Annotated in this window: 26 protein-coding genes and 1 tRNA gene; 9 read left to right on the top strand and 18 right to left on the bottom strand. The window is 67.8% G+C overall.

The window, feature by feature from the left end; genetic code table 11:
• Positions 1-83: 83 nt before the first annotated feature.
• Positions 84-995, bottom strand: coding sequence for a DMT family transporter (locus AC1Q7Q_RS38900; protein ID WP_492373773.1), 912 nt, complete (start codon positions 993-995; stop codon positions 84-86).
• A gap of 162 nt (positions 996-1,157) precedes the next feature.
• Here AC1Q7Q_RS38900 and AC1Q7Q_RS38895 point away from each other — a divergent pair, with 162 nt between their 5' ends.
• On the top strand, positions 1,158-1,628 hold the full coding sequence (locus AC1Q7Q_RS38895; RefSeq protein WP_006158020.1) for an Lrp/AsnC family transcriptional regulator: 471 nt from the start codon (positions 1,158-1,160) through the stop codon (positions 1,626-1,628).
• 9 nt (positions 1,629-1,637) lie between these two features.
• On the opposite strand, the gene mdcH is transcribed toward AC1Q7Q_RS38895, so the two are convergent.
• The 7 genes from mdcH to mdcA are packed head-to-tail and all read right to left on the bottom strand — an operon-like array spanning position 1,638 to position 7,770.
• Positions 1,638-2,576, bottom strand: a complete 939-nt coding sequence (gene mdcH / locus AC1Q7Q_RS38890) for a malonate decarboxylase subunit epsilon (protein WP_492373774.1) — start codon at positions 2,574-2,576, stop codon at positions 1,638-1,640.
• Positions 2,573-3,211 (bottom strand): malonate decarboxylase holo-ACP synthase, encoded by a 639-nt coding sequence (locus tag AC1Q7Q_RS38885; protein WP_492373775.1) that lies wholly within the window; start codon positions 3,209-3,211, stop codon positions 2,573-2,575. Before AC1Q7Q_RS38885 ends, mdcH begins: the two co-directional genes overlap by 4 nt.
• A gap of 24 nt (positions 3,212-3,235) precedes the next feature.
• Entirely contained in the window at positions 3,236-4,054 is an 819-nt protein-coding gene (mdcE, locus tag AC1Q7Q_RS38880) for a biotin-independent malonate decarboxylase subunit gamma (RefSeq protein ID WP_492373776.1), read from the bottom strand.
• Positions 4,051-4,902 carry a biotin-independent malonate decarboxylase subunit beta gene (locus AC1Q7Q_RS38875; protein ID WP_477134436.1) on the bottom strand — a complete coding sequence of 284 codons (852 nt, stop codon included), beginning with the start codon at positions 4,900-4,902 and terminating at the stop codon, positions 4,051-4,053. The genes mdcE and AC1Q7Q_RS38875 overlap by 4 nt, the downstream gene beginning before the upstream one ends.
• On the bottom strand, positions 4,899-5,207 hold the full coding sequence (locus tag AC1Q7Q_RS38870; RefSeq protein WP_492373777.1) for a malonate decarboxylase subunit delta: 309 nt from the start codon (positions 5,205-5,207) through the stop codon (positions 4,899-4,901). The genes AC1Q7Q_RS38875 and AC1Q7Q_RS38870 overlap by 4 nt, the downstream gene beginning before the upstream one ends.
• A complete protein-coding gene (locus tag AC1Q7Q_RS38865) occupies positions 5,207-6,112 on the bottom strand; it encodes a triphosphoribosyl-dephospho-CoA synthase (protein WP_492373778.1) in 906 nt (301 codons plus the stop codon). Before AC1Q7Q_RS38865 ends, AC1Q7Q_RS38870 begins: the two co-directional genes overlap by 1 nt.
• On the bottom strand, positions 6,112-7,770 hold the full coding sequence (gene mdcA, locus AC1Q7Q_RS38860) for a malonate decarboxylase subunit alpha (protein ID WP_183034496.1): 1,659 nt from the start codon (positions 7,768-7,770) through the stop codon (positions 6,112-6,114). The genes AC1Q7Q_RS38865 and mdcA overlap by 1 nt, the downstream gene beginning before the upstream one ends.
• Before the next feature lie 348 nt (positions 7,771-8,118).
• Between mdcA and madL the strand changes: the two genes are divergently transcribed.
• On the top strand, positions 8,119-8,529 hold the full coding sequence (gene madL, locus AC1Q7Q_RS38855; protein ID WP_174427787.1) for a malonate transporter subunit MadL: 411 nt from the start codon (positions 8,119-8,121) through the stop codon (positions 8,527-8,529).
• A gap of 10 nt (positions 8,530-8,539) precedes the next feature.
• Positions 8,540-9,316 carry a malonate transporter subunit MadM gene (gene madM, locus AC1Q7Q_RS38850; protein ID WP_416047649.1) on the top strand — a complete coding sequence of 259 codons (777 nt, stop codon included), beginning with the start codon at positions 8,540-8,542 and terminating at the stop codon, positions 9,314-9,316.
• On the opposite strand, the gene AC1Q7Q_RS38845 is transcribed toward madM, so the two are convergent.
• The 5 genes from AC1Q7Q_RS38845 to AC1Q7Q_RS38825 form a co-directional block, all read right to left on the bottom strand.
• The gene (locus AC1Q7Q_RS38845; protein WP_492373779.1) at positions 9,313-10,233 is read right to left on the bottom strand and encodes a LysR family transcriptional regulator; all 921 of its coding nucleotides are present in this window, start codon (positions 10,231-10,233) and stop codon (positions 9,313-9,315) included. The genes madM and AC1Q7Q_RS38845 overlap by 4 nt on opposite strands.
• Positions 10,234-10,325: 92 nt before the next feature.
• Positions 10,326-11,333 carry a Bug family tripartite tricarboxylate transporter substrate binding protein gene (locus AC1Q7Q_RS38840; RefSeq protein ID WP_492373780.1) on the bottom strand — a complete coding sequence of 336 codons (1,008 nt, stop codon included), beginning with the start codon at positions 11,331-11,333 and terminating at the stop codon, positions 10,326-10,328.
• A 93-nt stretch (positions 11,334-11,426) separates the two neighbouring features.
• The gene (locus AC1Q7Q_RS38835) at positions 11,427-12,191 is read right to left on the bottom strand and encodes an SDR family NAD(P)-dependent oxidoreductase (protein ID WP_492373781.1); all 765 of its coding nucleotides are present in this window, start codon (positions 12,189-12,191) and stop codon (positions 11,427-11,429) included.
• Between the two features lie 38 nt (positions 12,192-12,229).
• Entirely contained in the window at positions 12,230-13,408 is a 1,179-nt protein-coding gene (locus AC1Q7Q_RS38830) for a thiolase family protein (protein ID WP_492373782.1), read from the bottom strand.
• 45 nt (positions 13,409-13,453) lie between these two features.
• On the bottom strand, positions 13,454-14,251 hold the full coding sequence (locus AC1Q7Q_RS38825) for a crotonase/enoyl-CoA hydratase family protein (protein ID WP_492373783.1): 798 nt from the start codon (positions 14,249-14,251) through the stop codon (positions 13,454-13,456).
• A 329-nt stretch (positions 14,252-14,580) separates the two neighbouring features.
• Here AC1Q7Q_RS38825 and AC1Q7Q_RS38820 point away from each other — a divergent pair, with 329 nt between their 5' ends.
• From AC1Q7Q_RS38820 to AC1Q7Q_RS38795, 6 genes are all read left to right on the top strand, one after another.
• Positions 14,581-15,042: a MarR family winged helix-turn-helix transcriptional regulator gene (locus AC1Q7Q_RS38820; RefSeq protein ID WP_492373784.1), complete on the top strand. Its 462-nt coding sequence runs from the start codon at positions 14,581-14,583 to the stop codon at positions 15,040-15,042.
• A gap of 4 nt (positions 15,043-15,046) precedes the next feature.
• Positions 15,047-17,134 (top strand): FUSC family protein, encoded by a 2,088-nt coding sequence (locus AC1Q7Q_RS38815; protein WP_492373785.1) that lies wholly within the window; start codon positions 15,047-15,049, stop codon positions 17,132-17,134.
• On the top strand, positions 17,131-17,340 hold the full coding sequence (locus tag AC1Q7Q_RS38810) for a DUF1656 domain-containing protein (protein WP_150991902.1): 210 nt from the start codon (positions 17,131-17,133) through the stop codon (positions 17,338-17,340). Before AC1Q7Q_RS38815 ends, AC1Q7Q_RS38810 begins: the two co-directional genes overlap by 4 nt.
• Complete coding sequence (locus AC1Q7Q_RS38805; protein WP_492373786.1) at positions 17,337-18,305, top strand: efflux RND transporter periplasmic adaptor subunit; 969 nt, start codon at positions 17,337-17,339, stop codon at positions 18,303-18,305. The genes AC1Q7Q_RS38810 and AC1Q7Q_RS38805 overlap by 4 nt, the downstream gene beginning before the upstream one ends.
• Entirely contained in the window at positions 18,302-19,765 is a 1,464-nt protein-coding gene (locus tag AC1Q7Q_RS38800) for an efflux transporter outer membrane subunit (protein WP_492373787.1), read from the top strand. The genes AC1Q7Q_RS38805 and AC1Q7Q_RS38800 overlap by 4 nt, the downstream gene beginning before the upstream one ends.
• Before the next feature lie 83 nt (positions 19,766-19,848).
• Positions 19,849-20,700 (top strand): MetQ/NlpA family ABC transporter substrate-binding protein, encoded by an 852-nt coding sequence (locus AC1Q7Q_RS38795; RefSeq protein ID WP_492373788.1) that lies wholly within the window; start codon positions 19,849-19,851, stop codon positions 20,698-20,700.
• Between the two features lie 118 nt (positions 20,701-20,818).
• Here AC1Q7Q_RS38795 and tolA read toward each other — a convergent pair whose 3' ends face one another.
• From tolA to AC1Q7Q_RS38770, 5 genes are all read right to left on the bottom strand, one after another.
• The gene (tolA, locus tag AC1Q7Q_RS38790) at positions 20,819-21,565 is read right to left on the bottom strand and encodes a cell envelope integrity protein TolA (RefSeq protein WP_492373789.1); all 747 of its coding nucleotides are present in this window, start codon (positions 21,563-21,565) and stop codon (positions 20,819-20,821) included.
• A gap of 319 nt (positions 21,566-21,884) precedes the next feature.
• Positions 21,885-21,961 (bottom strand) — tRNA-Met (locus AC1Q7Q_RS38785).
• A gap of 206 nt (positions 21,962-22,167) precedes the next feature.
• On the bottom strand, positions 22,168-23,868 hold the full coding sequence (locus tag AC1Q7Q_RS38780; RefSeq protein ID WP_492373790.1) for an MFS transporter: 1,701 nt from the start codon (positions 23,866-23,868) through the stop codon (positions 22,168-22,170).
• A 263-nt stretch (positions 23,869-24,131) separates the two neighbouring features.
• Complete coding sequence (locus AC1Q7Q_RS38775) at positions 24,132-24,449, bottom strand: DUF4212 domain-containing protein (RefSeq protein WP_492373791.1); 318 nt, start codon at positions 24,447-24,449, stop codon at positions 24,132-24,134.
• A partial coding sequence (locus AC1Q7Q_RS38770; protein WP_492387290.1) for a sensor histidine kinase occupies positions 24,446-26,012 on the bottom strand: 1,567 nt, incomplete at its 5' end. The genes AC1Q7Q_RS38775 and AC1Q7Q_RS38770, both read right to left, overlap by 4 nt.

The following is a 26,012-nucleotide window of genomic DNA, read 5'->3' as shown; positions in this document are numbered from 1 at the left end:
TAAGCCGGCGCGCCGATGTCAGGTATTAGCGGGGTAATACAACTGTGTCTTCTTGTAACGTTTGATGCTTAATTTCCAAAGCATCAGGCGCCGCGCCACTGCAGCCGCCGTCCCAGCCACGGCGCCAGCGCCGACGTTGCCACCCCCAACGCGATCAGCGCCAGCCCGGCCGACAGATCCGCCGAGATCCGCTCCTGGAACGCCACCGCCGAGACCACCAGCCCGATCAGCGGCACGCACAGCATGGCGATCGAGGTGGCTGCAGGCGGCAAGGCCTGCGTCATGTTGAGCACCACGATAAAGGTCAGTGCGGTGGCCAGCGGTCCGGTGTAGAACAGCAGCGGCCAGATCTCCGGCACCGAGAGGAAGTGGGGCGCGCCGTCACGCAGCAGTGCCAGCACCACCAGCGGCACCGAGGCCACGGCGGTTTCCCACGGGATCATGTCCGCGCCCAGGCGCACCGTGCGGTTGGCGCGCAGCTGGATGATGCTGAGCGACCAGGCCAGCGACGCGCCGAGCAGCATCACCAGGCCCACGGCGGTATGCAACTGCCAGTCCCGCACGGTCGGGGCGATCATCAGCGCGATGCCGGCATAGCTCAGGCCGGTGGCGATCCACTGTGGGCGCGACAGCCGCTCCTTGAGCACCAGCGACGACAGCGGAATCACCCACACCGAGGTGGCATAGGCGATCACCGAGGCCCGCCCCGGCGGCACGTACTGCAGCGCCCACAGCGCCAGCGCGGTGAAGGCCGCCATCTGCAGCAGGCCCACACCGATCACCAGCGGCCATTCCTGCCGCGTGGGCACGCGCAGCCGGCGAAATGCACCCAGCACCAGGAAGCTGATGGCGGCGGCCGAGACGAAGCGCGCTGCGGCAAACCAGAGCGGGCTGACGTGGGTCAGGCCCAGCTTCATGACCGGCCAGTTGCCGCCCCAGATCGCCACGGCGCAGGCGAGGGGAATAAACCGGCGCCATCCTTGTTGTACTTGCATGCTTCGACTCGATTCTTTGACCAGGTTGTCCCGCCGCCATGAGATGGGAGGGGGATGCTGGAAAGTCTACGGTTTATTGCGCCGCAGCAAAAACCGAAAGCGGCTGCAAATGCGTGTCGTTGCGGCATAGAATGCTGTCATATAAAAAAACAGGAGTGCAACGTGCTGGACATCGACCTGGACGCCACGGATATCCGGATCCTCAACGAGCTGCAGCGAGACGCCAGCCTGACCAACGTGGAACTGGCCAGCCGCGTCAGCCTGTCCCCCTCGCCCTGCCTGGCGCGGGTCAAGCAGCTGGAAAAGCAAGGCGTGATCTCGCGCCGTGTCACGCTGCTGGACGCGCGCCGGCTCGGGCTGAAGGTGGTGGTGTTTATCCAGATCTCGCTGGACAAGCAGCGCCGCGAAACCCTGGATGCCTTCGAGCGGCGCATCACCACCCTGCCGCAGGTGATGGAGTGCTACCTGATGTCGGGCGATGCAGACTATCTGCTGCGCGTGGTGGTGGCCGATGTGGAAGCGCTGGAGCGGCTGATCATCGACCAGATCACGCGCATTCCCGGCGTGTCCAGCATCCGCTCCAGCTTTGCGCTCAAGCAGGTCCTGTACAGCACGGCGTTGCCGCTGGGCTGATGGCCCGGTTCAGGACGACGCCCGCAGCGCTTCACGCGCCGTGAGCGCCACCACGCTGTCGATGCGCGTGTCGGCGCAGGCCACGGCGATGCCGTCCGGCTGCAGCGGCGCGGCCAGCCGCGTCAGCACATTGCCGGGCGGCATTTCCACCGCCAGGCGCACGCCGCATTCGCGCGCCAGCAGCATGGCCTCATGCCAGCGCACCGGCACGGCAAGGTTGCGCGCCAGGTCGGCGGCGATGCGCGCCGGTTCGCGCAACTCGCGTGCCGCGCTAGCGCTGAAGTAGCGCAGGCGCGGCCGGTTGATGCGCACACCCTCGAACGCGCGAGCGAGCTCGATTGCCGCGCCGTCGAGCAGAGCGCAGTGCGAGGGCACGCTGATGGCAATGGGTTTGGCCGCGTGCGCGCCATTGTCCAGCGCCAGTTCCGCAACGCGTGCCATGGCCGTCGCGGCGCCGGCAATCACGAATTGGGCGGGCGCATTGAGATTGGCCAGGTAGACCGGCGACGCCGGTCCGTGTACCTGCGCGATGATGCGCTCCAGCGGGCCCAGCTCCATGCCGAGGATCGCCGTCATGCCATAGCCGCTCGGATACGCTTGCTCCATCAGCTTTGCGCGCTGCGCCACCAGCCTGACCGCATCGGCATGGTCCAGCACGCCTGCGCAGACCGCCGCCGGGAAGGCGCCGATCGACAGGCCGGCCACGGCATCGGGTTTGGCGCCTTCGGCAAGCAGGCAGCGCGCCATCGCCACGCCAGCGGTCAACAGGCACAACTGCACGGCCACGGTGGACGCTAGTTCGGCCGCGCTGTCCAGCGCCAGCACATCGCGCCCGAGCACTTCGCTGGTCTCGCTTACAGTAGTGCGCACGGCAGGGTGGTCGGGCAGCGCATGCAGCATGCCGGGGCGCTGGGCGCCTTGCCCCGGAAAGGTGAATAGTGTGCTCATGGCTGCGGCTGCCAAGGGTCCTGGCTCATGACAGGGCCAGTCGCCGTTTTGAGCAACACGCGGCCGCCGGTGCGCACGCGCTCGCGCAGCGCGAACGCGCCAAACGGGGTGGCCACCTGGATGTCGATGCGCGCTTGCGCATCGTCGAGCAAGGCAGCCAGAGTGCGGGCCAGGCCGGCCGAAAGCGGCCTGCCCGCCGTAACCAGCAGGTCCAGGTCGCTGCCCGCATGCAGCACGTCGATGCCGCTGGCCAGCGTAAAGCCGACACCGCCGGTCACGCCCCAGTCCACCTGCGCAGCATCCAGCGCTGGCGCGATGCGCGCCAGCGCGGCAAGCGCAGGCAACGCGGCGCGGCGCGGATGATCCCGCCAGCGTGCCTGCCGCGCGAGCATGCCCGGCGTGACCACGCGCGCTACCTGCGCGGCGGGCAGCCACGCCGCGTGGCGCTGCGCGCGCGTGGTGCCGCGCAGCCCGACCGGGATGCGGCCTTCGATGGCGCCATCGCGCCGCACCACCAGCGGGGCTTGCGCGAGCCAGTCGGCACTTGCCCACTGCGGCAGCGCATTGGCACGGGCGAAGCCCGGTGCGTCCGCGAGCCACAGCAGGTCATGCGGCAGGAGCGTGCTTGTGGTCATCTCATGCGCCGGTCGTGCAATGGTTCAGTCCTGCCACTGCTGCGCGAGCACTTCGCGCACACGGCTGGAAGCCTGGCGGTTTTCTCCACCCAGGCGGCTGCGCAGATCCCGTTGCGGATCCGCCTGGATATCAGCCAGCGCGGCTTGCAGCGCGCCATGCACGGTATCGAGATCGGCCGCGTCGGGCTGCGCCGCGTGGTTGACGCCGACCCGCTTCCACAGCAGGCCCAGCGTGGCGTAGTTGCCAATGTCATACGCCATCGGCGGCACGGTGGCGGCAAAGCTCTCCAGGTCCTCCACGCTGCGCATGGTGATGCGCGCGGCGGCCTGCTTGCCCATGGCGTGTACCTGCACGCCGGCATCACTCAGCGCGATCAGGCGGTTGGCCTGGTATCCGTGCGCGAGGAAGGCGCCCGACATGGCGCGCCCGACCAGCAGCGCGATCACCGGATGCCCTTGCAGCCGCGCCGTGGCGTAGGCGTCGGCCGCGCCCGCCAGCGACTGATGAATGCCGAAGGCTTCCTCGCGCCGTCCGTAGGCCTGGCTGGGCGTATCGACGATGGCCACGATGGGCCGCTTGATGGCGCCGTCGCGGTCGGCCAGCACGATCTCGTGCACGGCGCGCGCCAGCGACCAGCCTTCGAGCAGGCCGACCTCGCCGTCGCGCACGCGCGGGAAGGTGTTGCCGGCGTCGGGCACCACGGCGATAAAGCGCGCCGGCTGGCCGGCCAGTTCGGCGTCGGCCACCTGCACGGTGGCGGGATAGCCGGGGCGGCGCGGGGCGTTGCGCGTCAGCGCCGCGAGCCAGGCCTCGCCGCGGCCCTGGGTGTTTGCTGAACTCATGGCTTTGCTCCGTGTGCGTAGATGGTGCGGACGGTTTGCGGCTCCGGCTGGCGTGCCGGATCGTATTCGGCCAGGCGTTGCAGGTAATGCGCGTAGCGCTCGCTGCGGTGCACGGCCGGCACGCCCTGCGCCAGGGCCTCGCGCACCGTGGCGCGGATGGCTTCGGTGTCGTCCTCCACGTAGCGATCCGCCAGGCCCGTGGCAATGCGTTGCTCGCCGCCGGTAAAGCTCCAGATAAAGGGCCGGTCACGCGAATCGTATTCGGCCACGCCCGCTTCTTGCTCGATCACCGCCGGCCCATTCAGGCCGAGGCGAGCCTCGCGCGTCACCACCAGGCAGCTGCACAGGCCGGCCGCGATGGACATGCCGCCGAAGCAGCCCACGGTGCCGGCGATCACGCCAACCACCGGCTGGTAGCGGCGCAGGTCGACAATGCCCGCGTGGATCTCGGCGATGGCCGCCAGTCCCAGGTTGGCCTCCTGCAGCCGCACGCCGCCGGTCTCGAACAGGATCACTGCGCGCGTGGGCACGCCGCGCCGGTTGTCCTGCGCCGCCAGCTCCAGCGCCCCGGCGATCTTGGCGCCGCCCACTTCGCCCAGGCTGCCGCCCTGGAACGCGCCTTCGATGGCGAGGACCACGGCAGGATGGCCGTCGATGCGGCCCTTGGCCACCACCACGCCGTCATCCGCCTGCGGCACCACGCCCTGGCGTTCCAGCCACGGCGAGACCAGCTGGTCGAAGGGGCCGGCGAGTTCGCGCAAGGTGCCGGGATCGAGCAGCGCATGCACGCGGGCGCGCGCGCCGAGTTCGACAAAGCTCTCGCGGTTCAGCAGCGATGCGTGGTTCATGGTTGCTCCGGTTGATCGAGGGCTTCGAAGGCCTCCGCCAGCCGCATGCCCACTACCCCCGGCGTGGCGCCGAAATCATGGATGTGGATGCGCATGGCCGCGCGCGGCTCGGTGCTGAACACGCGCGAGAGCTGCGCGTCCCAGACCTTTCCGTAGCCGTCCACCGAGGTGGTGACGTGAACCAGCGTGGTACCGGCCGTGCCGGGCTCGACCATGACTTCGAGATCGCCGGAGCCGACCACGCCGACCAGCACGCGCTGGCTTGCCGGCGCGCCGGCGGGATATTCGAACTGGAGCTGTTCCATTATTTGTCTCCTTGCACGGGGGCTTTGGCCGGCCGCGCTGCGGGTGGCAGCCGGTCCAGGAAGAAAGTGGCGGCGAGCAGGTCCGCTGCGCCGCCGGGAGAGGCGTTGCAGGCGAGCATGCCGCCTTCGAGCCGGCGCAGCAGGCGGCGTCCGGCCAGCGTGCCGATGCCGCCGGCTGCCAGCACCTGGCCCGCGCCGTCCTGCATTAGCGCCAGGCCTTCGCGGCCGGCGCGGGCCAGCACGCAGGTATCGTCGAGCCGCTGCATGATCGCCAGCAGCGCATTGACGCGCGCGCTGGGCTCGGCGTCGCCGCGCGCCCGGCTGCGAATCAGCTCTGGCAGGCCAGCGCGCAGCACATGCGGGAAGCCCGCCTGCGCCTGGCCGCGCGCGCCGGCGACGCCGTAGTTGATGCAGGCCCGTTCGCCCTTGTTGCCCGTGCGCGCGGGACGGTGCCGGTCGGGCAAGCGTGCGATGGCGCCGGCGGTGCGGGCTATGCCATGCGCGCCATGTCCATGCCGGTGCAAGCCCGCCGCGCCAACCAGCAGTCCCAGGCTCCAGATCGCGCCGCGATGCGTGTTGATGCCGCCGGTGGCGCGCATCATCGCGGCCTCCGCTTCGCGGCCCAGCGCGCCGAGCCGCTCGCGCAACGCCACGCTGGGCTGCGCCGCGCGCATGCCCGCCGCCGCCATCTCGGCAAAGGCGGGATGCAGCGCGCGCGCCGAGACGCGCATCAGGTCCAGGTTGAGGTCGGCGTGGGCGCCATTGCCGCGGCCATCCACCAGCCCCGGCTTGGGCGACAGCGCGGCCTCGTCGATCAGGGCATTGACGGCGAGATCGGCCAGCGCGATGGCGGCGGGGTTGAAGGCATCGTCACGGTGCCCGGCAGGTAACGCGAGGCTTGCCATCACCAGCTCCGGAAGCGTGCCGGCGGCTCATACAGCCCGCCGGACCAGTCGACCAGGTCGGCCATGCTCTTGGCCGCCAGCAGCGAGCGCGTAGCCTGGCTGCGCTGCACGCCGAGGTCTTCGGGCAGCGCGATCAGGCCATCGCTGCGCATGCGGCGCGTGGTGCTGGTGTCGTGGCGCAGGCCGATCGGCGTCACCCCGGCCACGGCCGCCAGCATGGCGCGGCGCTCCTCCAGCGAGCGTGCCTTGTAGAGATAGGCGATGCCTTCCTCGGTCAGCACGTGCGTGACGTCGTCGCCGTAGATCATCACCGGCGCCAGCGGCATGCCGCTGTCCTTGGCCACCTGCACCGCATCGAGCGATTCGACAAAGGTCGGCTTGCCGCCTGCCTGGAAGGTCTCCACCATCTGCACCACCAGCTTGCGGCCGCGCGCGAGCGGGTCGTCGGTCTCGATCAGGTCGAGCCACGCTGGTGTGGGATGGCGCCGGCCGCCCGGGTTGTGGCCCATGTTGGGCGCGCCGCCAAAGCCGGACAGGCGCCCGCGCGTGACCGTGGAGGAGTGGCCGTCGCCGTCGATCTGCAGCGTGGAGCCGATGAACAGGTCCACCGCGTACTGGCCGGCAAGCTGGCAGAAGGCGCGGTTGGAGCGCATCGATCCATCCGCGCCGGTGAAGAACACATCCGGGCGCGCGGCCACATAGTTCTCCATGCCGAGCTCGCTGCCAAAGCTGTGCACGCTCTCCACCCAGCCCGACTCGATGGCGGGGATCAGCGTGGGGTGGGGGTTGAGCGTCCAGTACTTGCAGATCTTGCCCTTGAGGCCGAGCGACTCGCCATAGGTCGGCAGGATCAGTTCGATGGCAGCGGTATTGAAGCCGATGCCATGGTTGAGCGACTGCACCTGGTGGCGCTCGTACACGCCGCGGATCGCCATCATGGCCATCAGCACATGCACCGGCTTGATCAGGCGCGGGTCGCGCGTGAACAGGGGCTCGCAGAAAAAGGGCTTGTCGGCCTGCACCACGTAGTCGATCCAGGAACCGGGGATATCCACGCGCGGCAGCCCGGCGGGGTCATCCACGATCTCGTTGACCTGGGCCACCACGATGCCGTCGCGGAAGGTGGCGGCCTCCACCAGCGCGGGCGTGTCCTCGGTGCTGGCACCGGTGTAGAGGTTGCCGTCGCGGTCCGCCTTGTAGCCGGCGATCAGCACGATGTTGGGCGTCAGGTCCACATAGAGCCGCGCGTACAGCTCGATGTAGGTGTGGATGGCGCCGACCTCCAGTTGGCCATCTTCCAGGAACTGCGAGATGCGCAGGCTCTGTGCGCCGGCATAGGCAAAGTCCAGTTTCCTGGCGATGCCGCGCTCGAACAGGTCGAGATGCTCCACCCGGCTCACGCTCGGGATGATCATGTGCAAGCCGTGCACCTTGGCCGGGTCTACCTCGGCCAGCGAGCGCGAGAGGAAGTCGGCCTGCTTCTGGTTGTTGCCCTCCAGCACCACGCGGTCGCCCGGCGCGGTGATGGCTTCGAGGAATGGGACGATGTCGGCCGTGGGCACGACCCGGCCGCTGGCAAAGGCGGCGCCGCGCGCCATGCGGCGGCGCTTTTCGCTGCGGCGGGTGTCCCACTGTCGGTCCGTGGCTGGGTTCGGCATCGCGTCTCCGGTGTGCTTGATGCAAGGAATGGCACCAAGATACGCAGCGCGCGCGGCGCAAGCAATGACGCCCGGCGTGGCATCGTTACTCTAGATGTAAGTGTTGGCGGCCCGACATGCAAGGCGCGCGGTCCCGGCCGGGGGCGCACTGTACGCCGCCGCACCTGGCACGCAAGAGCCGGCCTGGTCACTAGTGCGCCGGATGGCGGCATCCCGCCGTTAATCCCACGCTAACGATTCTCCCGCCGGGTTGATTGATGCAGCGCGATGGCTGGCCTAGATTGCATCCATCAAACCTAGAACCAGCCCGCGCGCAACCCTGCCGACGGGCCAACAGGAGACAGCACCATGATCATCTACGGAACCGCCTTGCTGGCGCTCTGCCACCTAATCGGCTTGTTCCTTGGCGAACTGCTAGGCATTGCGATCGGCGTCAAGGCCAATGTGGGCGGGGTCGGCATTGCCATGCTGCTGCTGATCTCGATACGGCTCTTCCTGCACGGGCGCGGCCTCCTGCCCAAGGAGACCGAGGCGGGCGTCGGCTTCTGGGGCGCGATGTACATCCCGGTGGTGGTGGCGATGGCGGCGCAACAGAACGTGGTCGCCGCGTTGCGCGGCGGGCCGGTAGCCCTGATCGCGGCAGTCGGCGCGGTGCTGGTCTCGGCCTGCTGCATCGCGGTGCTCAGCCGCACCGGCGACCACGCGCCATTGCCGCCGCTGCCCTCGCCGGAAGCCACCCCCAGCCACGCATCGCGCTAAGGACGCCGCCATGCCGCATTCCATTTCGCACATGATCGAGAACATCCTGCTGCAGAACGCCCTGGTCACCGCGTTTGCCGCGGTTGGCATCATCATGTGGCTGTCGTCAAGGCTCTCGCGCTGGCTGACCTTCGGTCGCGTCCACGCCTCCGCCATCGCCATCGTGATCGGCCTGCTGCTGGCCTACTATGGCGGCATCGTCACCGGCAAGGAAAAAGGCCTGGCCGATCTCTCGCTGTTCTCCGGCATCGGCCTGATGGGCGGCGCCATGCTGCGTGACTTCGCCATCGTTGCCACCGCCTTCGAGGTGCAGGTGACCGAGGCACGCAAGGCCGGGCTGGTCGGCGCGGTGTCGCTGCTGCTCGGCACCATCCTGCCGTTTATCGTGGGTGCTGCCGTGGCGCGCGCCTTCGGCTACAGCGATGCGGTCAGCATGACCACCATCGGCGCCGGAGCGGTGACGTATATCGTGGGGCCGGTGACCGGCGCGGCGCTGGGCGCCAGCTCCGACGTGATCGCGCTGAGCATCGCCACCGGGCTGATCAAGGCCATCATCGTGATGGTCGGCACGCCCATGGCGGCAGGCTTCCTTGGCCTGAACAACCCGCGCGCCGCGATGGTGTTCGGCGGGTTGGCTGGCACCGTCAGCGGGGTATCGGCGGGGCTGGCGGCGACGGACCGCAGGCTGGTGCCTTACGGTGCGCTGGTGGCGACGTTCCACACGGGGTTGGGGTGCCTGCTGGGGCCGTCGTTGTTGTTTCTGGCGACCAAGGCGGTGGTGGGTTAGGCGGGCTGCGGCACCCGCATCGCCAACCGGCAAACCGCCGCCAGCGCCAGCAGGTTCGGATCCCGCTCGCGCCGCCGCAGAAAGCTCAGCCCGATGGTCTGGCGCAGCCGGTACTGCGAGGACAGTGGAACCAGCGTCACCTTGTGCGCAAACACGTCGCGCACGCGGCCGGGCAGCAGCGCGTAGCCTACGCCGCCGCTGACCAGGTTCATCAGCGAGAAGATGTCACCGACCTTCATCACCACATTGGGTGTGAAGTCGGCGATGCGAAAGGCGTCCATGAAGCCCTGGTAGGTGATGAAGCCTTCGCTGAGCGTGACGAAGGGCTCGTCCCGGCATTGCCGCAGGTCGATGGAGGCTTGCCGCGCATAAGGCGAATCCGCCGGCGCGGCGAAGTAGATTTCGTCCTCGAACAGCGCAATGGATTCGATCTCGGGGTCCGGCTCGGGCATGGCCATCAGCGCAGCGTCGATGGCGCCTTGCTTGAGCTTGAAGAGCAGGTCGGCGTTGGAGCCGAGCACCAGTTCGGCCTGTAGTTCGGGCCGCCTGACCTTGATGCCGATCACCACGTCGGGCACCGTGCGGATGGTCAGAGAATAGAGCGAGCCGATCTTCATGTGATCGGCCGAATACCCGGCGGCCTGGCGCGTGGCGCGGATGCCGTCGGCCATGGCCTTGAGGACATCGGTGGCCACATCCGCCAGCACGTGCGCGGCTTCGGTCGGCAGCAGGTTGCGCCCTTCGTGGCGGAACAACGCGCAGCGCATGCCTTCTTCCAGCGAGTGCAGCGCGCGGTGCACGCTGACCGTGCTCACATCCAGCGCCTCGGCGGCCTTGGCGAGGTTGCCGGTCTCCATGTAGGCGAGCAGGACTTCGAGCTTGCGCAAGGTGATTTCTTCGTTGATCCGGTTTCGCATGGGAGGCGGGGCGTGCGTGCGTGCGTGCGTGCGGTGGCGGTGACCGGAGCATGATAACCAGATTCGATGCCGGATGGTTCGGGGGGCGCTCCTCAGTCCAGGTTCAGGTTCGACGCGCGGATGGTTTCCCCCCAACGTTTCTGCTCGCTGCCGACGAACCTGGCGAAACTCGCCTGCGGCTGTCCGCCGGCCAGTCCCCCCATCTCCTTGAACCTGGCCGCTACCTCGGTGTCGCGCATGACGCTCGCCAGGCTGGCCTGGAGCTTGGAGACCAGGGCCGGCGGCGTGCGTGCCGCGGCGAATATGCCGAGCCAGCCCATCACCACGAAATCGTTCACGCCTGCCTGTGCCATGGTCGGCACGTCCGGCAGGCTGGGCAGGCGCTCGGCGCTGGTGACCGCCAGCGCGCGCAGCTTGCCCGCGCGGATGTGCGGCAGCGCCTGCGTCAGGTTGTCGAACATGAAGGTGGTTTCCCCGGACAGCAGCGCGGTGGTGGCTGGTGTCGAGCCACGGTAGGGCACGTGGATGACCTCGGTCGCGGACCGCATGCGGAACAGCTCGGCGGTGAGATGGGTGGTCTGCCCGATGCCGGCGGAACCATAAGAGAGCTGGCCGGGCTTTTTCTTCAGTTCCGCGCTCAGGTCGGCCACGGTCTTGATGGGCGATTGCGCGTTGACCACCAGCACGTTGGGAAACGAGATCATGTCGGTGATCGGCACGAAGTCCTGGGGCCGGTAGTTCAGGTGCTTGTAGGCGCTGTAGTTGATGGCATGGGAGCCAGTGTTGCCGACCAGCAAGGTGTAGCCATCGTCCGGCGCGCGCAGCAGGGCCTGCGTGCCGATGATGCCGCCGCTGCCGGGGCGGTTGTCGACGATGACCGGCTGGCCCAGCATGGCGCTGAGCTTTTGCGCCACCAGCCGGGTCGGGAGGTCGGTGGTGCCACCCGGCGCGCCGGGCACGATGATCGTGATAGGGCGTTCAGGCCATGCCGGCTCGGCCAGGGCCGTGCCGGCGGCGGGCAGCATCGCGGCCGCGCACAAGGTAAGCGCGGCCGCGCGTAGCGGGGTGGCGCAAAGCCTGCCGAACAGCGTGATAGGCATGGGGTGTCTCCTCCGGTATGCATGGTCGCCCTCGTGCGGGCGTGGCGGCGCGTCCGCTTCCCGGTCCGCACCGCCATTGCGACGACTGCGCCTTTAGCGCGGCGCCATGCGGATCGCGCCGTCGAGCCGGATGGTCTCCCCGTTGAGCATGGCGTTCTCCAGGATGTGCAGCGCCGTCGAGGCGAATTCATCCGGCATGCCGAGCCTCGCCGGATGCGGCACCGAGGCGCCCAGCGAGGCGCGCACATTTTCCGGCAGGCGCGCCAGCAGCGGCGTATCGAACAGCCCGGGAGCAATGGTGCACACGCGGATCATGCGCTGCGCCAGGTCGCGCGCCGCCACCAGCGTCATGCCGACGATGCCGGCCTTGGCGGACGCATAGGGGATCTGCCCGATCTGCCCTTCATAGGCTGCCACCGACGCCGTCAGCACGCACGCGCCGCGCTCGCCGTCGACCAGCTCGTTGCGGGCCATGCGCGCGGCGGCCAGGCGCAGCGTGTTGAAGGTGCCGACGAGATTGATGCGCACGATCGATTCGTATTTTTCCAGCGAGCCGGGCTGGCCGTCCTTCTCCACTAGGCGCACCGGGCCGCCCACGCCAGCACAATGGATCAGCGCGCGCATGGTGCCGAGCGTGTCGGCCGCGTCGAACACGCGGGTCATCTGTGCGGTGTCGCAGACATCAGCCTGGACAAAGCGGGCGAGCGCGCCGAGCTCCTCTACGGCGGCCGCACCGTTGTCTTCGGACAGGTCGGCGATCACCACGGCGACGCCGCGTTCGGTGAGGCGGCGGGCGCAGGCGAGGCCCAGCCCGGAGGCGCCCCCGGTGACGACGGCGGACATGTTGGCAAGCTTCATCTGGTATCTCCTCGTTCTGGATATGGGTGCGTGCCGGCTCAGAGCCGTTCGATGATGGTGGCGTTGGCCATGCCGCCGGCTTCGCACATCGATTGCAGGCCGTAGCGCTCGCCGCTGTCTTCCAGCGCGTGCAGCATGGTGGTCATCAGCCGCGCGCCCGAAGCGCCCAGCGGGTGGCCGAGCGCGATCGCGCCACCACGCGGGTTCAGGCGTGCCGGGTCGGCGCCCAGCGCGCGCTGCCACGCGAGCGGCACGCAGGCAAAGGCCTCGTTGATCTCGTAGTGTGCAATCGCATCGAGCGCAAGGCCGCCTTTGTCCAGCGCGCGCTGGCTCGACGGGATCGGCGCGGTCAGCATGGTCAGGGGGCTGTCGCCGCAGGCATCGAAGGCGACGAAGCGCGCGCGGGCGTTCAGGCCCAGGCGGGAGGCGGCGCGCTCGCTCATCAGCAAGATGGCGGCGGCGCCGTCGCTGATCTGCGAGGCGTTGCCGGCGGTCACATGCCAGCCGATCTGCGGGAAGCGCTGGCCGAGCGTCTCGTCGCGAAAGGACGGCGCCAGCGTGGCCAGGCGCTCGGCGGTGGTGGCGGGGCGGATGGTTTCATCGTGCGCGATGAGGCCCGCGGCGGTACGGATTGGCAGGATCTCGCGGCGGAAGGCGCCGGCCTCGCGCGCCTGGTGCGCGCGCTGGTGCGATTGCGCGGCGTACTGATCGAGATCATCGCGTGACAGTTCCCACTGCGCCGTGACCAGCTCCGCCGCGACCCCTTGCGACACCAGCCCGGGCGCATAGCGCGCCTCGAACGACGGGCCGTACGGATTCTGCCCAATGCGCCCTGAGCCCATTGGCACGCGGCTCATGGATTCGATGCCGCAGGCAACCACGATGTCGTAGGCGCCCGCCATGATGCCTTGCGCGGCAAAGTGCACGGCCTGCTGGCTGGAGCCGCATTTACGGTCGATGGTGGTGGAGGGCACATGCTCTGGGAATCCCGCCGCCAGCCAGGCCACGCGGCCGGGCGTGGCGGATTGCTCGCCCACCTGGCTCACGCATCCGGTGATGACGTCTTCCACCAGCCCGGGGTCCAGCTTGTTGCGCGCGACCAGCCCTGCCAGCACCTGCGCCAGCAGCTCCGTGGGATGGAGTTCAGTGAAGGCCGAGCCGGGCTTGGCGCGGCCCATGGGCGAACGGATGGCGTCGACGATGACGGCTTGCTGCATGGCGGGTCTCCGATGTTTCTTGACGGAAATGGGAACGACGATGGATCAACTGCCGGTGAACTCGGGCTTGCGCTTTTCCAGAAAGGCCGACACCGCCTCACGGTGATCCGAGGTCTGGTGCGACAGCGCCTGGAAGCCGGCCGACAATTCCAGCAGCGTGTCCAGCCGGGTATGCAATGCCTCGCGCAGCAGGCGCTTGGCCAGCCGCACCGCATGCGGCGGATTGGCGGCAATGCGTTCGGCCAGTGCATTGGCCGTGGGCAGCAGCTGATCCGGCGGCACCACGCGCGAGACGAGGTTCCACTCCAGCGCCTGGCGCGCATCGATGACCTGTCCGGTGAAGGTCAGCTCGGCGGCGCGCGCAAGGCCGATCACGCGCGGCAGCAGCCAGGCGCCGCCATCGCCCGGAATGATCCCCAGCTTGACGAAGCTCTCGGCAAACTGCGCCTGCTCGGACGCAATGCGCATGTCGCACATGCAGGCCAGGTCCAGGCCCGCACCCATGGCCGCGCCGTTGACGGCGGCGATCACCGGTACCTCCAGGTTGAACAGCGCCAGCGGCAGGCGCTGGATGCCCAGGCGATAGTCCTGGCGAATCTCCATGCCGGGCACCTGGCCCGAAGCCTGGCGTTCCATATCGCGGATATTGCCACCTGAGGAAAACGCGGTGCCGGCGCCGGTGATGATCACCGCGCGCACGCTGGTGTCGCGGTGGATGCGGTCGATGGCCTCCAGGAAGTCGGCCACAGCGGTGTTGCCGGTGAGGGGGTTACGCCGCTCCGGCTCGTTCATGGTCAGGGTCACGATGTGGCCCTGCTGCTCGTAGCGCAGGAAGCTTGTCATGCTGGTCTCCGGTCGTTGTTGTCGTCGTCGTCGTCGCCTTGGCTCGGGACGGCCGGCGCAGCGCGGCGCCGCCGACAATCGCTTGCCCAAAAGGCTAAGGGACCGTGCCCTCGGGTGTCCAATATTCATTTCGGCGATGCCGATATCCCGCGTATATCAGTGCCGGTGCCGTTTGGCAGCGGCGCGAGCCTGGATGCGCAAGGCAGGTTCAACTGGCGATGCGATTTCCATGTGCTTCCCGCATCGCCCCGCATCGGCTTGTATCAGCGGAGATTGCTTTGTAGTGTGATAATTTGCATCCTAACTATATGGCTGCTATCATTCCGTCCATGCCTTCCATCGACGCCCTCCGTTTTGCCTTTACCGGCCAGCTGATGCTGGCCGGGCGCCAATGGCGCCACATTTCGCAGGGCGCCGTCACCGCCTACGGGATTTCCGCGGCGGCGGCGGGGCCCCTGCTGTTTATCCGCCGCCTTGGCGGCGGCGTGCGCCAGGTCACCCTGGCCGACTATGTCGGGCTGGAAGGCGCATCGCTGGTCCGTCTGGTTGACCAGCTCTCCGCCGCCGGCCTGGTGCGCCGGGAAGTGGATGCGAACGATCGCCGGGCCAATGCGCTCTGGCTCACCGACGCTGGCGAGGCGCTCGCCGAAAAAATCGAGGTCGAGCTCAAGCATCTCCGCGCCAGCGTCTTCGCTGGCATCAGCGAGCAGGACTTCGAGGGCGCCATGCGCGTGCTCAACGCGCTCGCCCAAGCCGCCGAGTCCGCGCCCACCACTGCTTTCGGGTCGTAAGAACATGGTCAGCTGGCCCACCGGACGGGACTGGATCTTCTCCCTCAAAGCCTTTGCAGCGGCCATGCTGGCGTTGTTCATCGCGCTGTACCTGGGCCTGCCGCGCCCGTACTGGGCCATGGCCTCCGTGTATATCGTGGCGCATCCGCTCACCGGCGCGACGCGCTCCAAGGCGCTGTATCGCGTGCTTGGCACGCTGCTTGGCGCGGCCGCATCCGTCGCCATCGTGCCGCCGCTGGTCAATGCGCCAGTGCTGCTGATGGCCGCGGTGGCGTTATGGACCGGCATCCTGCTCTACGTCGCGCTGCTGCACCGCACGCCGCGCAGCTATGTGTTCATGCTGGCGGCCTATACGCTGCCGATGGTGGCCTTGCCCTCGGTGAGCGATCCCTCGGGCGTGTTCGACATCGCCGTGGCGCGGGCCGAGGAAATCTGCCTGGGCATCGTGTGCGCGAGCATTGTCGGCTCGACCATTTTCCCCGCCAAGGTTGCCACGGTGCTCGGCCAGAAATCCGCCCAGTGGCTGGCGGACGCCGCGCTGTGGGCCACCGATATGCTTTCGGCGCATCCGGCCGCGAAGGTGTCGCGCCATCACAGCCGCCATCGCCTGGCCGCCGACATCCTCGCGCTCGACCAGTTGATCAGCCATCTCTCCTACGACGCCGAAAGCGCCGCGCGCGTGAAGCACGCGCAGGAGTTGCGTGGCCGCATGACCATGCTGCTGCCCGTGCTGTCGTCGCTGGCTTCCGTGGTTGACGCCTTGCACCAGCACGCTGCGGGCATTCCGCAACGCCTGTCGCACAACATGGCGCTGGTGTCGGCATGGATCAGCGCGGGCGCGCAGGCGCCGCTGCCGGCGTTGCAGCTATCGCCGGACGCGCCGATCGACGACGCCGGCCTGGAGCCAGGCAGTGCCGGGCCAGACTGGCACGCGGCGCTGGCCGCCACGGCCGAGGGCCGTCTGCGCGAGCTGATGGAGTTGTGGCAGGACTGCGTGTCGCTGCAGCGCCGTATCGGCGAGGCCGCACCGCAGGGCGACTGGGCGCCGGTGTTCCAGCGCTGGGGCGTGGGCGCCGCGCGCCATTACGATCACGGCATGCTGCTGTTCTCCACCGCCACGACCGCGCTGGCGATCTTCAGCATGGGCATGGTGTGGATCTGGACGGGCTGGGCGGATGGCGCGGGCGCGGTCGCGCTGGGCGCGGTGTCGTGCTGCTTCTTTGCCGCGATGGACGAGCCGGCGCCCATGATCCGCTCGTTCTTCCGCTGGAACGTGGTCTGCCTGGTGCTCGCCACCATCTACTTGTTCGTGGTCCTGCCGAACGCGCACGATTTCGAGATGCTGGTGCTGATGTTCGCGGTGCCCTACCTGATCATCGGCGTGATGATGGCGCAGCCCCGGCTCGCGCTGATCGCCATGCCGCTGGCCGTGATCACGGCCAACGATATCGGCATCCAGGGCGCCTACAACGCCGACTTCAACGCCTTCTTCAACGGCAACGTGGCCGGCATCGCGGGCATTCTGTTCGCGCTGGTGTGGACCCTGGTGGCCCGCCCCTTCGGCACCAGGGCCGCGGTACGCAGGCTGGTGCGCGCCAGCTGGGGCGATATCGCCCGCAATGCCACCGGGCGCGAGCCGGGCGAGCACGCGCATCTGCGTGCCCGCATGCTGGACCGCCTGGCGCAACTGGTGCCGCGGCTGGCGGCCAGCGAGGATGAAACCACCGGCGACGGCTTTACCGAAGTGCGCGTGGAGCTCAGCACGCTGGCGCTGCAGCGTGAACTGCCCGCGCTGGCGCCGGAGCACCAGCACTCGGTACGGCGCGTGCTGCAGGGCGTTGCCAGCTACTACCAGGCACGCCTGGATGCCCGTGCCGACACGCCGCCGCAAGTGCTGCGCGACCGGCTGGCCAAGGCGATCCGCAAGGTTGCCTCGCGCGCCGACCAGGCTTCGCGCGAGGCCTTTGCCGCGCTGGTGGAAATGCACGTCGCGCTGTTTTCGGCGGCACCCGTGGCAATGAGCGCGGCTGGTGCCTTGCCCGCGGGCCAGGCGGCAGACCCAATGAGCAAGCAAGCGAGCAACAAGCAATGAGTGGTGAAGTCGACGTCTATGGTGTGTTTGTCCCGAGCCTGCTGGCGTGGATGCTGGTGGCGTTCCTGATCACCGCTTGCGCGCGTGCCGTGCTGGCGCGTGTGGGTTTTTATCGGCTGGTCTGGCACCGGTCCCTGTTCAATCTGGCGTTATATGTGATCGTCCTGGGTGGCATCGTCTACCTGGCCTATCGGCTGCAGTCATGAAACTGAATCTTCGTACGCTTGGACCCATCGTCCTTACCCTTGTCGTCACCGCGGTCGCGGTCGTCGTCGTCAAGCACCTGTGGGACTACTACACGGTGGCGCCATGGACCCGCGACGGCCATATCCGCGCAGACGTGGTGCAGATCGCGCCGGACGTGTCCGGGCTGGTGACCAAGGTCCTCGTCAAGGACAACCAGCGCGTGCAGCGCGGACAGCCGTTGTTCGAGATCGACCGCGACCGCTTCGCGCTGGCCTTGCAGCAGGCGCAGGCCACGGCGGCGGCGCAAAGCGCCATGCTCGCGCAGGCGCGCCGTGAAGCCCGCCGCAGCCAGACCCTGTCCGAGGTTGTCTCCAAGGAAGTGGTGGAAGAAGGCCTGGCCAAGGTCCAGCAAGGGGAAGCGGCGCTGGCGCAGGCGCAGGCCGCGGTCAACCTCGCCAAGCTCAACCTGGAACGCACCAGCGTGCTCAGCCCGGTCGACGGCTACCTGAACGACCGGCTGCCGCGCCTGGGCGACTACGTCAACACCGGCCGCCCGGTGCTGTCGATGGTGGATGCGAATTCCTTTCACGTGGAAGGCTACTTCGAAGAAACCAAGCTGCACGGCATCCATATCGGCAATCCGGTGGACATCCGCATCATGGGCGAAGCCCGCGTGCTGCATGGCCACGTGCAGAGCATTGCCGCCGGCATCGAGGATCGCGACCGCACCAACGGCTCTAACCTGCTGCCGAATGTGAACCCGACGTTCAACTGGGTCCGCCTCGCGCAACGCATCCCGGTGCGCATCGCGCTGGACGAGCCGCCCGCCGACTTGCGCATGGTCGCAGGCCGTACCGCTACCGTATCGGTGCGCGAGCCCTCGGCCCGGGACAAGGCGCAGGCCGGGCCGGAAGGCCAGAAGGATCAGAAGGACAAGCTCGCGCTGGCCGCCAAGGGAGCCGCCAGCCAGGGAGGCGCGCAGTGAACACGTTGCGCAAAGCCCTGCTGCCGGCACTGGTGCCGCTGCTGTTTGCCGCCTGCACCACGGTCGGGCCCGACTACCATGTGCCGGACAACGCCGCCGTGAAGGCGCAAGCGGCCAACGGCCCGCTGCTCGGCACGAACAACCCCGCCGTATCGATTGCCGAGGTGCCCGATGGCTGGTGGCGCCTGTATGACGATCCGAAGCTCGACCAGCTGGTGCAGCAGGCGCTTGTTGCCAATACCGATTTGCGCGTGGCCGCGGCCAACCTGAAGCGCGCCATCGCGGTCTACCACGAGGTGGAGGCAGAGAACCTGCCGGGAGCCGGGCTCTCCGCCAGCGCGGAACGCGGGCAGATCGCCGGCGAGCCGCTGCTCAAGGAAGAGAAGATTCCGGTGATGAACTTTGGCGATGTCGGCTTCAAGGTTTCCTACCTGATCGACTTCTTCGGCAAGCTGGCGCGCGCGGATGAAGCGGCGCTGGCCGGCGCGCAGGCCAGCCAGGCGGCACTCGACCAGGCCCGTGTCGGCGTGGTGGCCGAAACCGTGCGCGCCTACGTGCAGGGCTGCGCCGCCACGCATGAACTGACCGTGGCCGAGCATCAGCTGGAGTTGCAGCGCCGCGGCGTCGAGCTGGCCCGCAAGCTGGTCGATGCCGGGCGCGGGCAGCCGGTGGACCTGCTGCGCTCACAGGCGCAGGCCGACGTGCTGCGCGCGGCCTTGCCGCGCTTCAAGGCCGAGCAAGAGGGCGCGGCGTACCGCTTGGCGGTGATGCTGGGCAAGCCGCCCAGCGCCACATCGCAGGCGGAGTACGCCTGCCACGAAGAACCCAGGCTGCGCCAGGCGCTGCCCGTGGGCGACGGCGCCGCGCTGCTCAAGCGCCGGCCCGACGTGCGCCAGGCCGAGCGCGAACTCGCCTCGGCCACGGCCAAGATCGGCGTTGCCACGGCGGATCTGTACCCGTCCATCCGCATCGGCGCCTCCGCCGGCTTCACCGGCATCCTTGACCACCTTGGCCAGGCACCGACCGCGCACTGGGGCTATGGCCCGCTGATCACCTGGAACATCCCGACCAGCGGCACGCGTGCCCGCATCCACGGCACCGAAGCCGGCGCCGAAGCGGCGCTCGCCCACTTCGACGGCGTGGTGCTCAAGGCGCTGCGCGAAACGCAGTCGGCGCTGAGCAGCTACACGCGGGAGCTGGAGCGCACCCAGGCGCTGCGCGATGCCCGCGACAAGGCCAGTGAAGTCGCGCGGCAGAACCGCCAGCTCTACCAGGCCGGGCGCTCGCCGTACCTGTCGAGCCTGGATGCCGACCGCACGCTGGCCAGCACCGAAGCGTCACTGGCGGCGTCGGAAAGCCAGGTCGCGCTGGACCAGATCAATCTCTTCCTTGCGCTGGGCGGCGGATGGCAAAATGCGCCCAAGGTCGAGTCGCGCACGATGAGCGAGCAGGCGCACTGAACGTGCATCGTGCGCGCGCTGGGCTGTCATCATGGTTAAAGCCATGCAAGCTGGCTTGCATGGCGGAAAGGAACACAAGCAGCATGTCCAACTTTTCTGGTTTTTCTGGTTTCTCTTCTGGTTTCTCTTATCCCTCCCTGCGGCAAGCGCTGTCCGTCGCGGTAGCCACGCTCGGCATCGTGGCATCGGGCGCTGCGATGGCGCAGGAGCAGACCCTGCGCGTCGGCACCGTCAGCGGCCCTGACGCGCAAGTCTGGCAGGTAGTGCAGAAGGTCGCCAAGCGCGAAGGACTCAACATCAAGGTCGTCGAGTTCAACGACTATGTGCAGCCCAACGCCGCGCTCGACGCCGGCGACCTCGACGCCAACAGCTTCCAGCATCAGCCTTACCTGGACAGCCAGGTGAAGCAGCGCGGCTACAAGATGGTCAGCGCGGGCTACACGTATATCTCTCCGCTGGGCATCTACTCGCAGAAGCTGAAGTCGCCCAAGGACCTGCCGCAAGGTGCCAAGGTCGCCGTGCCCAACGATCCCTCCAACGAGAACCGCGCGCTGCTCCTGCTGGCCGCGCAAGGCGTGATCAAGCTCAAGAGCGGCGTTGGTACCAACGGCGTCAACGCCACGCCGCTGGACGTGAGCGACAACCCGAAAAAGCTGAAGCTCGTCGAGCTCGACGCCGCGCAACTGGCGCGCTCGCTGCCCGACGTGGCCGCAGCGGTGATCAACACCAACTACGCGCTCGCCGCCGGCCTGCAGCCCACCCGCAACGCCATCGCGCTGGAAGACATCCACAGCCCGTACGCCAACATCATCGCCGTGCGCACGCAGGACAAGGACAAGCCGTGGGTGAAGAAGCTGGTCGCCGCTTACCAGTCGGAAGAGGTACGGCAGTTCATGAAGAACGAGTTCAAGGGTGCAATGGTGCCGTCATTCTGATCGGGCAGGTGGCCGAGGACATGGAGTTGTCCCGGTAGCCGTCCCGGTTGCGCAGACCTGACACTCAAGCCCTTTCGGATCGCAAGGTCCGAAGGGGCTTTTTGTTTGTGGCCGGCCGCTATTCCCGTGGCATGAACGTGATGTTGACGCCGGGGGGCGCCACGCCGTTCTCGTCGCGCGGCAGCGGGTCGGATCGCTCCACCGCGCGCAGCACGGCGTTGTCCCAGCCGGCATTGCCGCTGGACTTGGTGAGCCGCACCGACAGCAGCGAGCCATCCGGCGCCATGCGCACCGCGACCACCGCGGCCGGGTTGCCGGCGATCTCTTCGGTAAAGATGATGTTCGGCTTCACGCGGCGCCGCACGCGGTCCGCGTAGCCGGGCGAGGCGTTGCCGCCAGCACCGGCACCGGTGCCCGCGCGGCTGCCTACGCCACCTGTGGTGGGAGCGCTGTTGGCCATGGCCTGCAGGCGCGCTAGTTCGCTCTGGCGCTGCTGCTTCAAGGCCGCCTGGCGCTCCGCCTCTCGCGCCTTGCGCTCGCGCTGGTCGGCCTGCCTGGCCTCCTCGGCCGCGGCCGCCTGCTTGCGCTTCTGAGCCTGCAAGGCGATGTCGGCGTTGTCGTCCGGCTCCGGCTTCAACACGGGCTGCGGTTCCACGGGCGTCGGCTGGACCACCGGCTGGGGCTGCGCAATCTCGGGCACGGTGTCCCATAGCTCCGCCTCCACGCCGGCCGGCGTGCGGCTCTGCCAATGCACCCCGTAGTAAAGCATCAAGCCCAGCAGCAGATGCATGAACAGAGCCAACAGGAAACACTTCAGCGTTCCTCGCTCCTGCACCTGTTGATACGGATGGGCGATGGTCATCATGACGCGCGGCAGGCCACGGACGGGCGATGCATAGTCAGTGCTGTGTCACTCTGGAATCACTCTCACATCCCTGTGAAAGGAGACGGTGCAATGCCCTGTGCGCGGCCCCGCGCATGGCTCCACTGCATGCAGCTTAGGTCGGCATCGTTGCGGTAGGCAAGCGGGATTCTCCGCGGCGGGGTGCTCTGAAGGTGGAGCGTAGATCCGGCGAGGATAGAAATCGACCGCAAGAAAACAGAAGCCCCAAAAGCAAAACCCCTCCCGATCTTGCGATCGGGAGGGGTTTTTGTTGTAGCCCGTTTCCAGGCTTCAACGAATATGGTGGCGAATCAGGGACTCGAACCCCGGACCTGCGGATTATGATTCCGTCGCTCTAACCAACTGAGCTAATTCGCCGAACAAGACCGAGATTATACATGGCATTTTGAGGCTGTCAACACCACTTCTTCAAAAAGTTTTGAGGGTGTCGAATGGCACGGCATGCACCCTGCAGCCTGCAAAAAAAAAACGGCGGGCCTTGCGGCCCGCCGGTGGAGCGACTGACTACCGGATCAGTCGTGCATGAGGCTGGTGCCCTGGACGACGGGCCGGCTCACGCGCCTTCAGTCGTTGGCGTAGATATCCACGTCCTTGGTTTCGCGGATGAACAGCGAGCCGAGGACCAGGGTGACGCCCGCGATGATGATCGGGTACCAGAGGCCGTAGTAGATGTTGCCGTTCTGCGCCACCAGTGCGAAGGAGATAGTGGGCAGCAGGCCGCCGAACCAGCCATTGCCGATGTGATACGGCAGCGACATGGACGTGTAGCGGATCCGGGTCGGGAACATCTCCACCAGCATGGCCGCGATCGGGCCGTACACCATGGTCACGTAGATCACCAGGATGACGAGGACCACCAGCACCATGATGGTGTTCATCTGCGCGGGGTCCGCCTTGGTCGGGTAGCCGGCCGAGGCCATCGACTCGCCCACCTGCTTCTTGAACGCAGCGATCTGCTTCTTGCTCGCATCGTCGAAGCTGTGGCCAGCCGGTACCAGCGAGGCGTTGAAGGAAGCGATCTCCTTGTCGCCGATCTTTACCGAGGCCACGGTGCCGGCCGGAGCTTCCACCACTTCATAGCTGGCCGAAGCTTGTGCCAGGGTCCGCTTGACGATGTCGCAGGAGCTGCGGAAATCGATTTCGCGGGCGATCGGGCTGCCCTGGAAGGAGCATTGCTTCGGATCCGCGGTCACCACGATCTGGGCACTTTGCTGCGCGCGCTCCAGGGCCGGGTTGGCGTAGTGGGTCAGGGCCTTGAACAGCGGGAAGTAGGTCAGCATCGCCAGCGCGCAGCCGGCCATGATGATCCACTTGCGCCCGACCTTGTCCGACAGCGAGCCAAAGAAGATGAAGAAGGGCGTGCCGATCACCAGGGCGCCCGCGATCAGCAGGTTGGCGGTGGTGGCGTCGACCTTGAGCACCTGGGTCAGGAAGAACAGCGAGTAGAACTGGCCGGTGTACCAGACCACGGCCTGGCCGGCGGTCAGGCCTATCAGCGCCAGGATCACGATCTTCAGGTTGCGCCATTGGCCGAACGCTTCGGTCAGCGGGGCCTTGGAGGTCTTGCCTTCGGCCTTCATCTTCTGGAAGGCGGGCGATTCGCTCATCGACAGGCGGATGTAGACCGACACGCCGAGCAGCAGGATCGAGACCAGGAACGGAATGCGCCAGCCCCAGACTTCAAAGTTGGCGCCCGTCATGTTGCGGCACACCAGGATCACGATCAGCGACAGGAACAGGCCGAGCGTGGCGGTGGTCTGGATCCAAGCGGTATAGGCACCGCGCTTGCCGTGCGGCGCGTGCTCGGCCACGTAGGTGGCGGCACCGCCGTACTCGCCGCCGAGCGCCAGGCCCTGCAGCATGCGCAGCCCGATCAGGATGATCGGGGCGGCCCAGCCGATGGTGGCAAATCCCGGCAGCAGGCCCACGATGAAGGTCGAGGCCCCCATGATCAGGATGGTCACCAGGAAGGTGTACTTGCGCCCGATCATGTCGCCCAGGCGGCCGAACACCAGCGCGCCGAACGGCCGCACGATGAAGCCGGCGGCAAAGGCCAGCAGGGCGAAAATGAAGGCGGCGGTTGGATCGAGGCCGGAGAAGAACTGCTTGGCGATGATGGCCGCCAGCGAACCGTAAAGATAAAAGTCGTACCACTCGAACACCGTCCCGAGCGAGGAGGCAAAGATCACCTTCCTCTCTTCGGGCGTCATCGCCGAGCCCTGCGCTGTGCCTCCGGGCATTGCCACGTTCTGTGCGTTAGCCATTGTCTCCTCCGTTTGTGATCGGAACTTTCAGGTTGGCGGCCGGCGCGCACGCGTTCTCTGGCGGGCGCGCGACAACCTCCTAAGTTGCAATGGATTGTGGGAGGCGAAACTTACTGCGTTCTGACAATTTCGGCCGAATTCGCCACTAAACGCTCGGGGTATACGCTAGGCAAAAAGCTGGCTTGGTGGTGCTGCGCTGCGGTGCGAAGGGTCTCTGGAGGGCTTGCGAAAATCAGCTTCGAGCGGCAGGGCCGGGCTTCTTGCTATGCAGCATCGTCATGTTGGCGGGCAGGCGCGGGCAGCCCGCCGGTGTCATCGCTCTCATCGCGGTTCATGCGCCAGGCATAGATTGCCGCCATCAGGACGTAGACGATCAGCGCACCCTGCGCACCAACCCAGAACGAGAAGGGCCAGCCGAAGAAATTGAAGCGCAGCTCGCGGGCATACCAGGCGACCACGAAGGTGACGACGAACCAGATCGACAGCAACGCGGCAATCCAGCGCAGGTTGCGATGCCACGCGCGGCGCTCGGACTGATCGGCCTGGTCGCGCCCGCCGCGCGCGTGGTCGGGGTTGGTCATGCAGGCTCCAGGGGGGATGGCCGGCGCAGCGTGATGCGAAAGCACGCGCCGGCCAGGCGCGGCTCCGTCTGGTAGACGTGGTCGAGGATGCTGACATCGCCGCCATGCTGCTGCACGATCTCGCGCACGATGGCCAGGCCCAGGCCGCTGCCCTGGGTCTTGGTGCCGAGCACGCGGTAGAACCGTTCCATCACGCGCTCGCGCTCGGCCACCGGGATGCCGGGGCCGGTGTCTTCCACTTCGAGGTACGCGAAGGGCTCGAACGCATCCGCGCTGACGCGCACGGTAGCGCGGCCATCGGCCGGCGTGTAGCGGATGGCGTTGTCGATCAGGTTGTTGAGCATCTCGGTAAGCATCAGGCGATTGCCTTGCACCATCACCGGGTGGTCGTCGGCATCCACACCGAGGTCGATGCGGCGCGCCCACGCCTGCGGCAGCCAGTCCTTGACCACCTCGCGCGCGAGCGCGGCCAGGTCCAGCGGCGCCATGCTGCCGGCGCCGGCCAGGTTCTCCATGCGCGCCAGCGACAGCAACTGCGTCACCAGGTGGGCCGCGCGCTCTGAGCTGCCGGCGATCTGCGCCAGCGACTTGCGCAGCTCCTCGGGCGATTGCTCGCGCTGCGCCAGTTCCGCCTGCATGCGCAGCCCGGCCAGCGGCGTCTTCATCTGGTGGGCGGCATCGGCGATAAAGCGCTTTTGCGTCTGCACGGAAACGTCGAGCCGCGCCAGCAGGTCGTTGAACGAGGCCACCAGCGGCGTGATTTCCTGCGGCGCGGCGCGCTCGTCGATGGGGCTGGTGTCGCCGGGGTTGCGTGCGCGGATGCGCTGCTGGATCGAAGTCAGCGGGGCCAGCCCGCGCGTGAGGCCGAACCACACCAGCACCACCGCCAGCGGCAGGATCACGAACTGCGGCAGGATCACGCCCTTGATGATTTCATTGGCCAGCCGCGCGCGCTTGTCGAGCGTCTCGCCAACCTGCACCAGCACCGGCTGCGCGTCGCCCGCCTGCTTCAGGTCGACGTAGGTGTAGGCCACGCGCACGTCGTTGCCCGCGATGCGGTCGTCGCGCAGCGAGACCAGCCCGGCGTGGCCGCGATCGTCCTCGCCGGGCAGCGGCATGTCGTTGTCGCCGGCGACGAACTCGCCGTGCGTGCCCACCACCTGGTAGTAGATGTTGTCGGTTTCATCGGCGCGCAGGATCTCGCGCGCCGACAGTGGCAACTGCAGCGTGACGCGCCCGTTGACCTCGCGCACCTGCTGCGACAGCACGATGGCGCTGGCCTCCAGCGAGCGGTCGAAGGGCCCGTTGGCAATGGACTTTGCCACCAGGTAGGTCACGGCAATGCTCATCGGCCACAGCAGCAGCAGCGGTGCTAGCATCCAGTCCAGGATTTCACCGAACAGCGAACGCGGCGACGGATGGCCAGCGCTGTCTTCAAGGTGCGGCAGGGCGTCGGCCAGCGTTTCGTCGCTGACGATCTCATCGGGCGGGGAGGGCGTGGGGGGGGGGGGGGGGGGGGGGGGGGGGGGGGGGGGGGGGGGGGGGGGGGGGGGGGGGGGGGGG

Source organism: Cupriavidus sp. GW823-FHT07A04 (assembly GCF_058794615.1).
The sequence above is the reverse complement of the archived record's forward strand: the minus strand, read 5'-3'. Positions and strand labels throughout refer to the sequence as shown.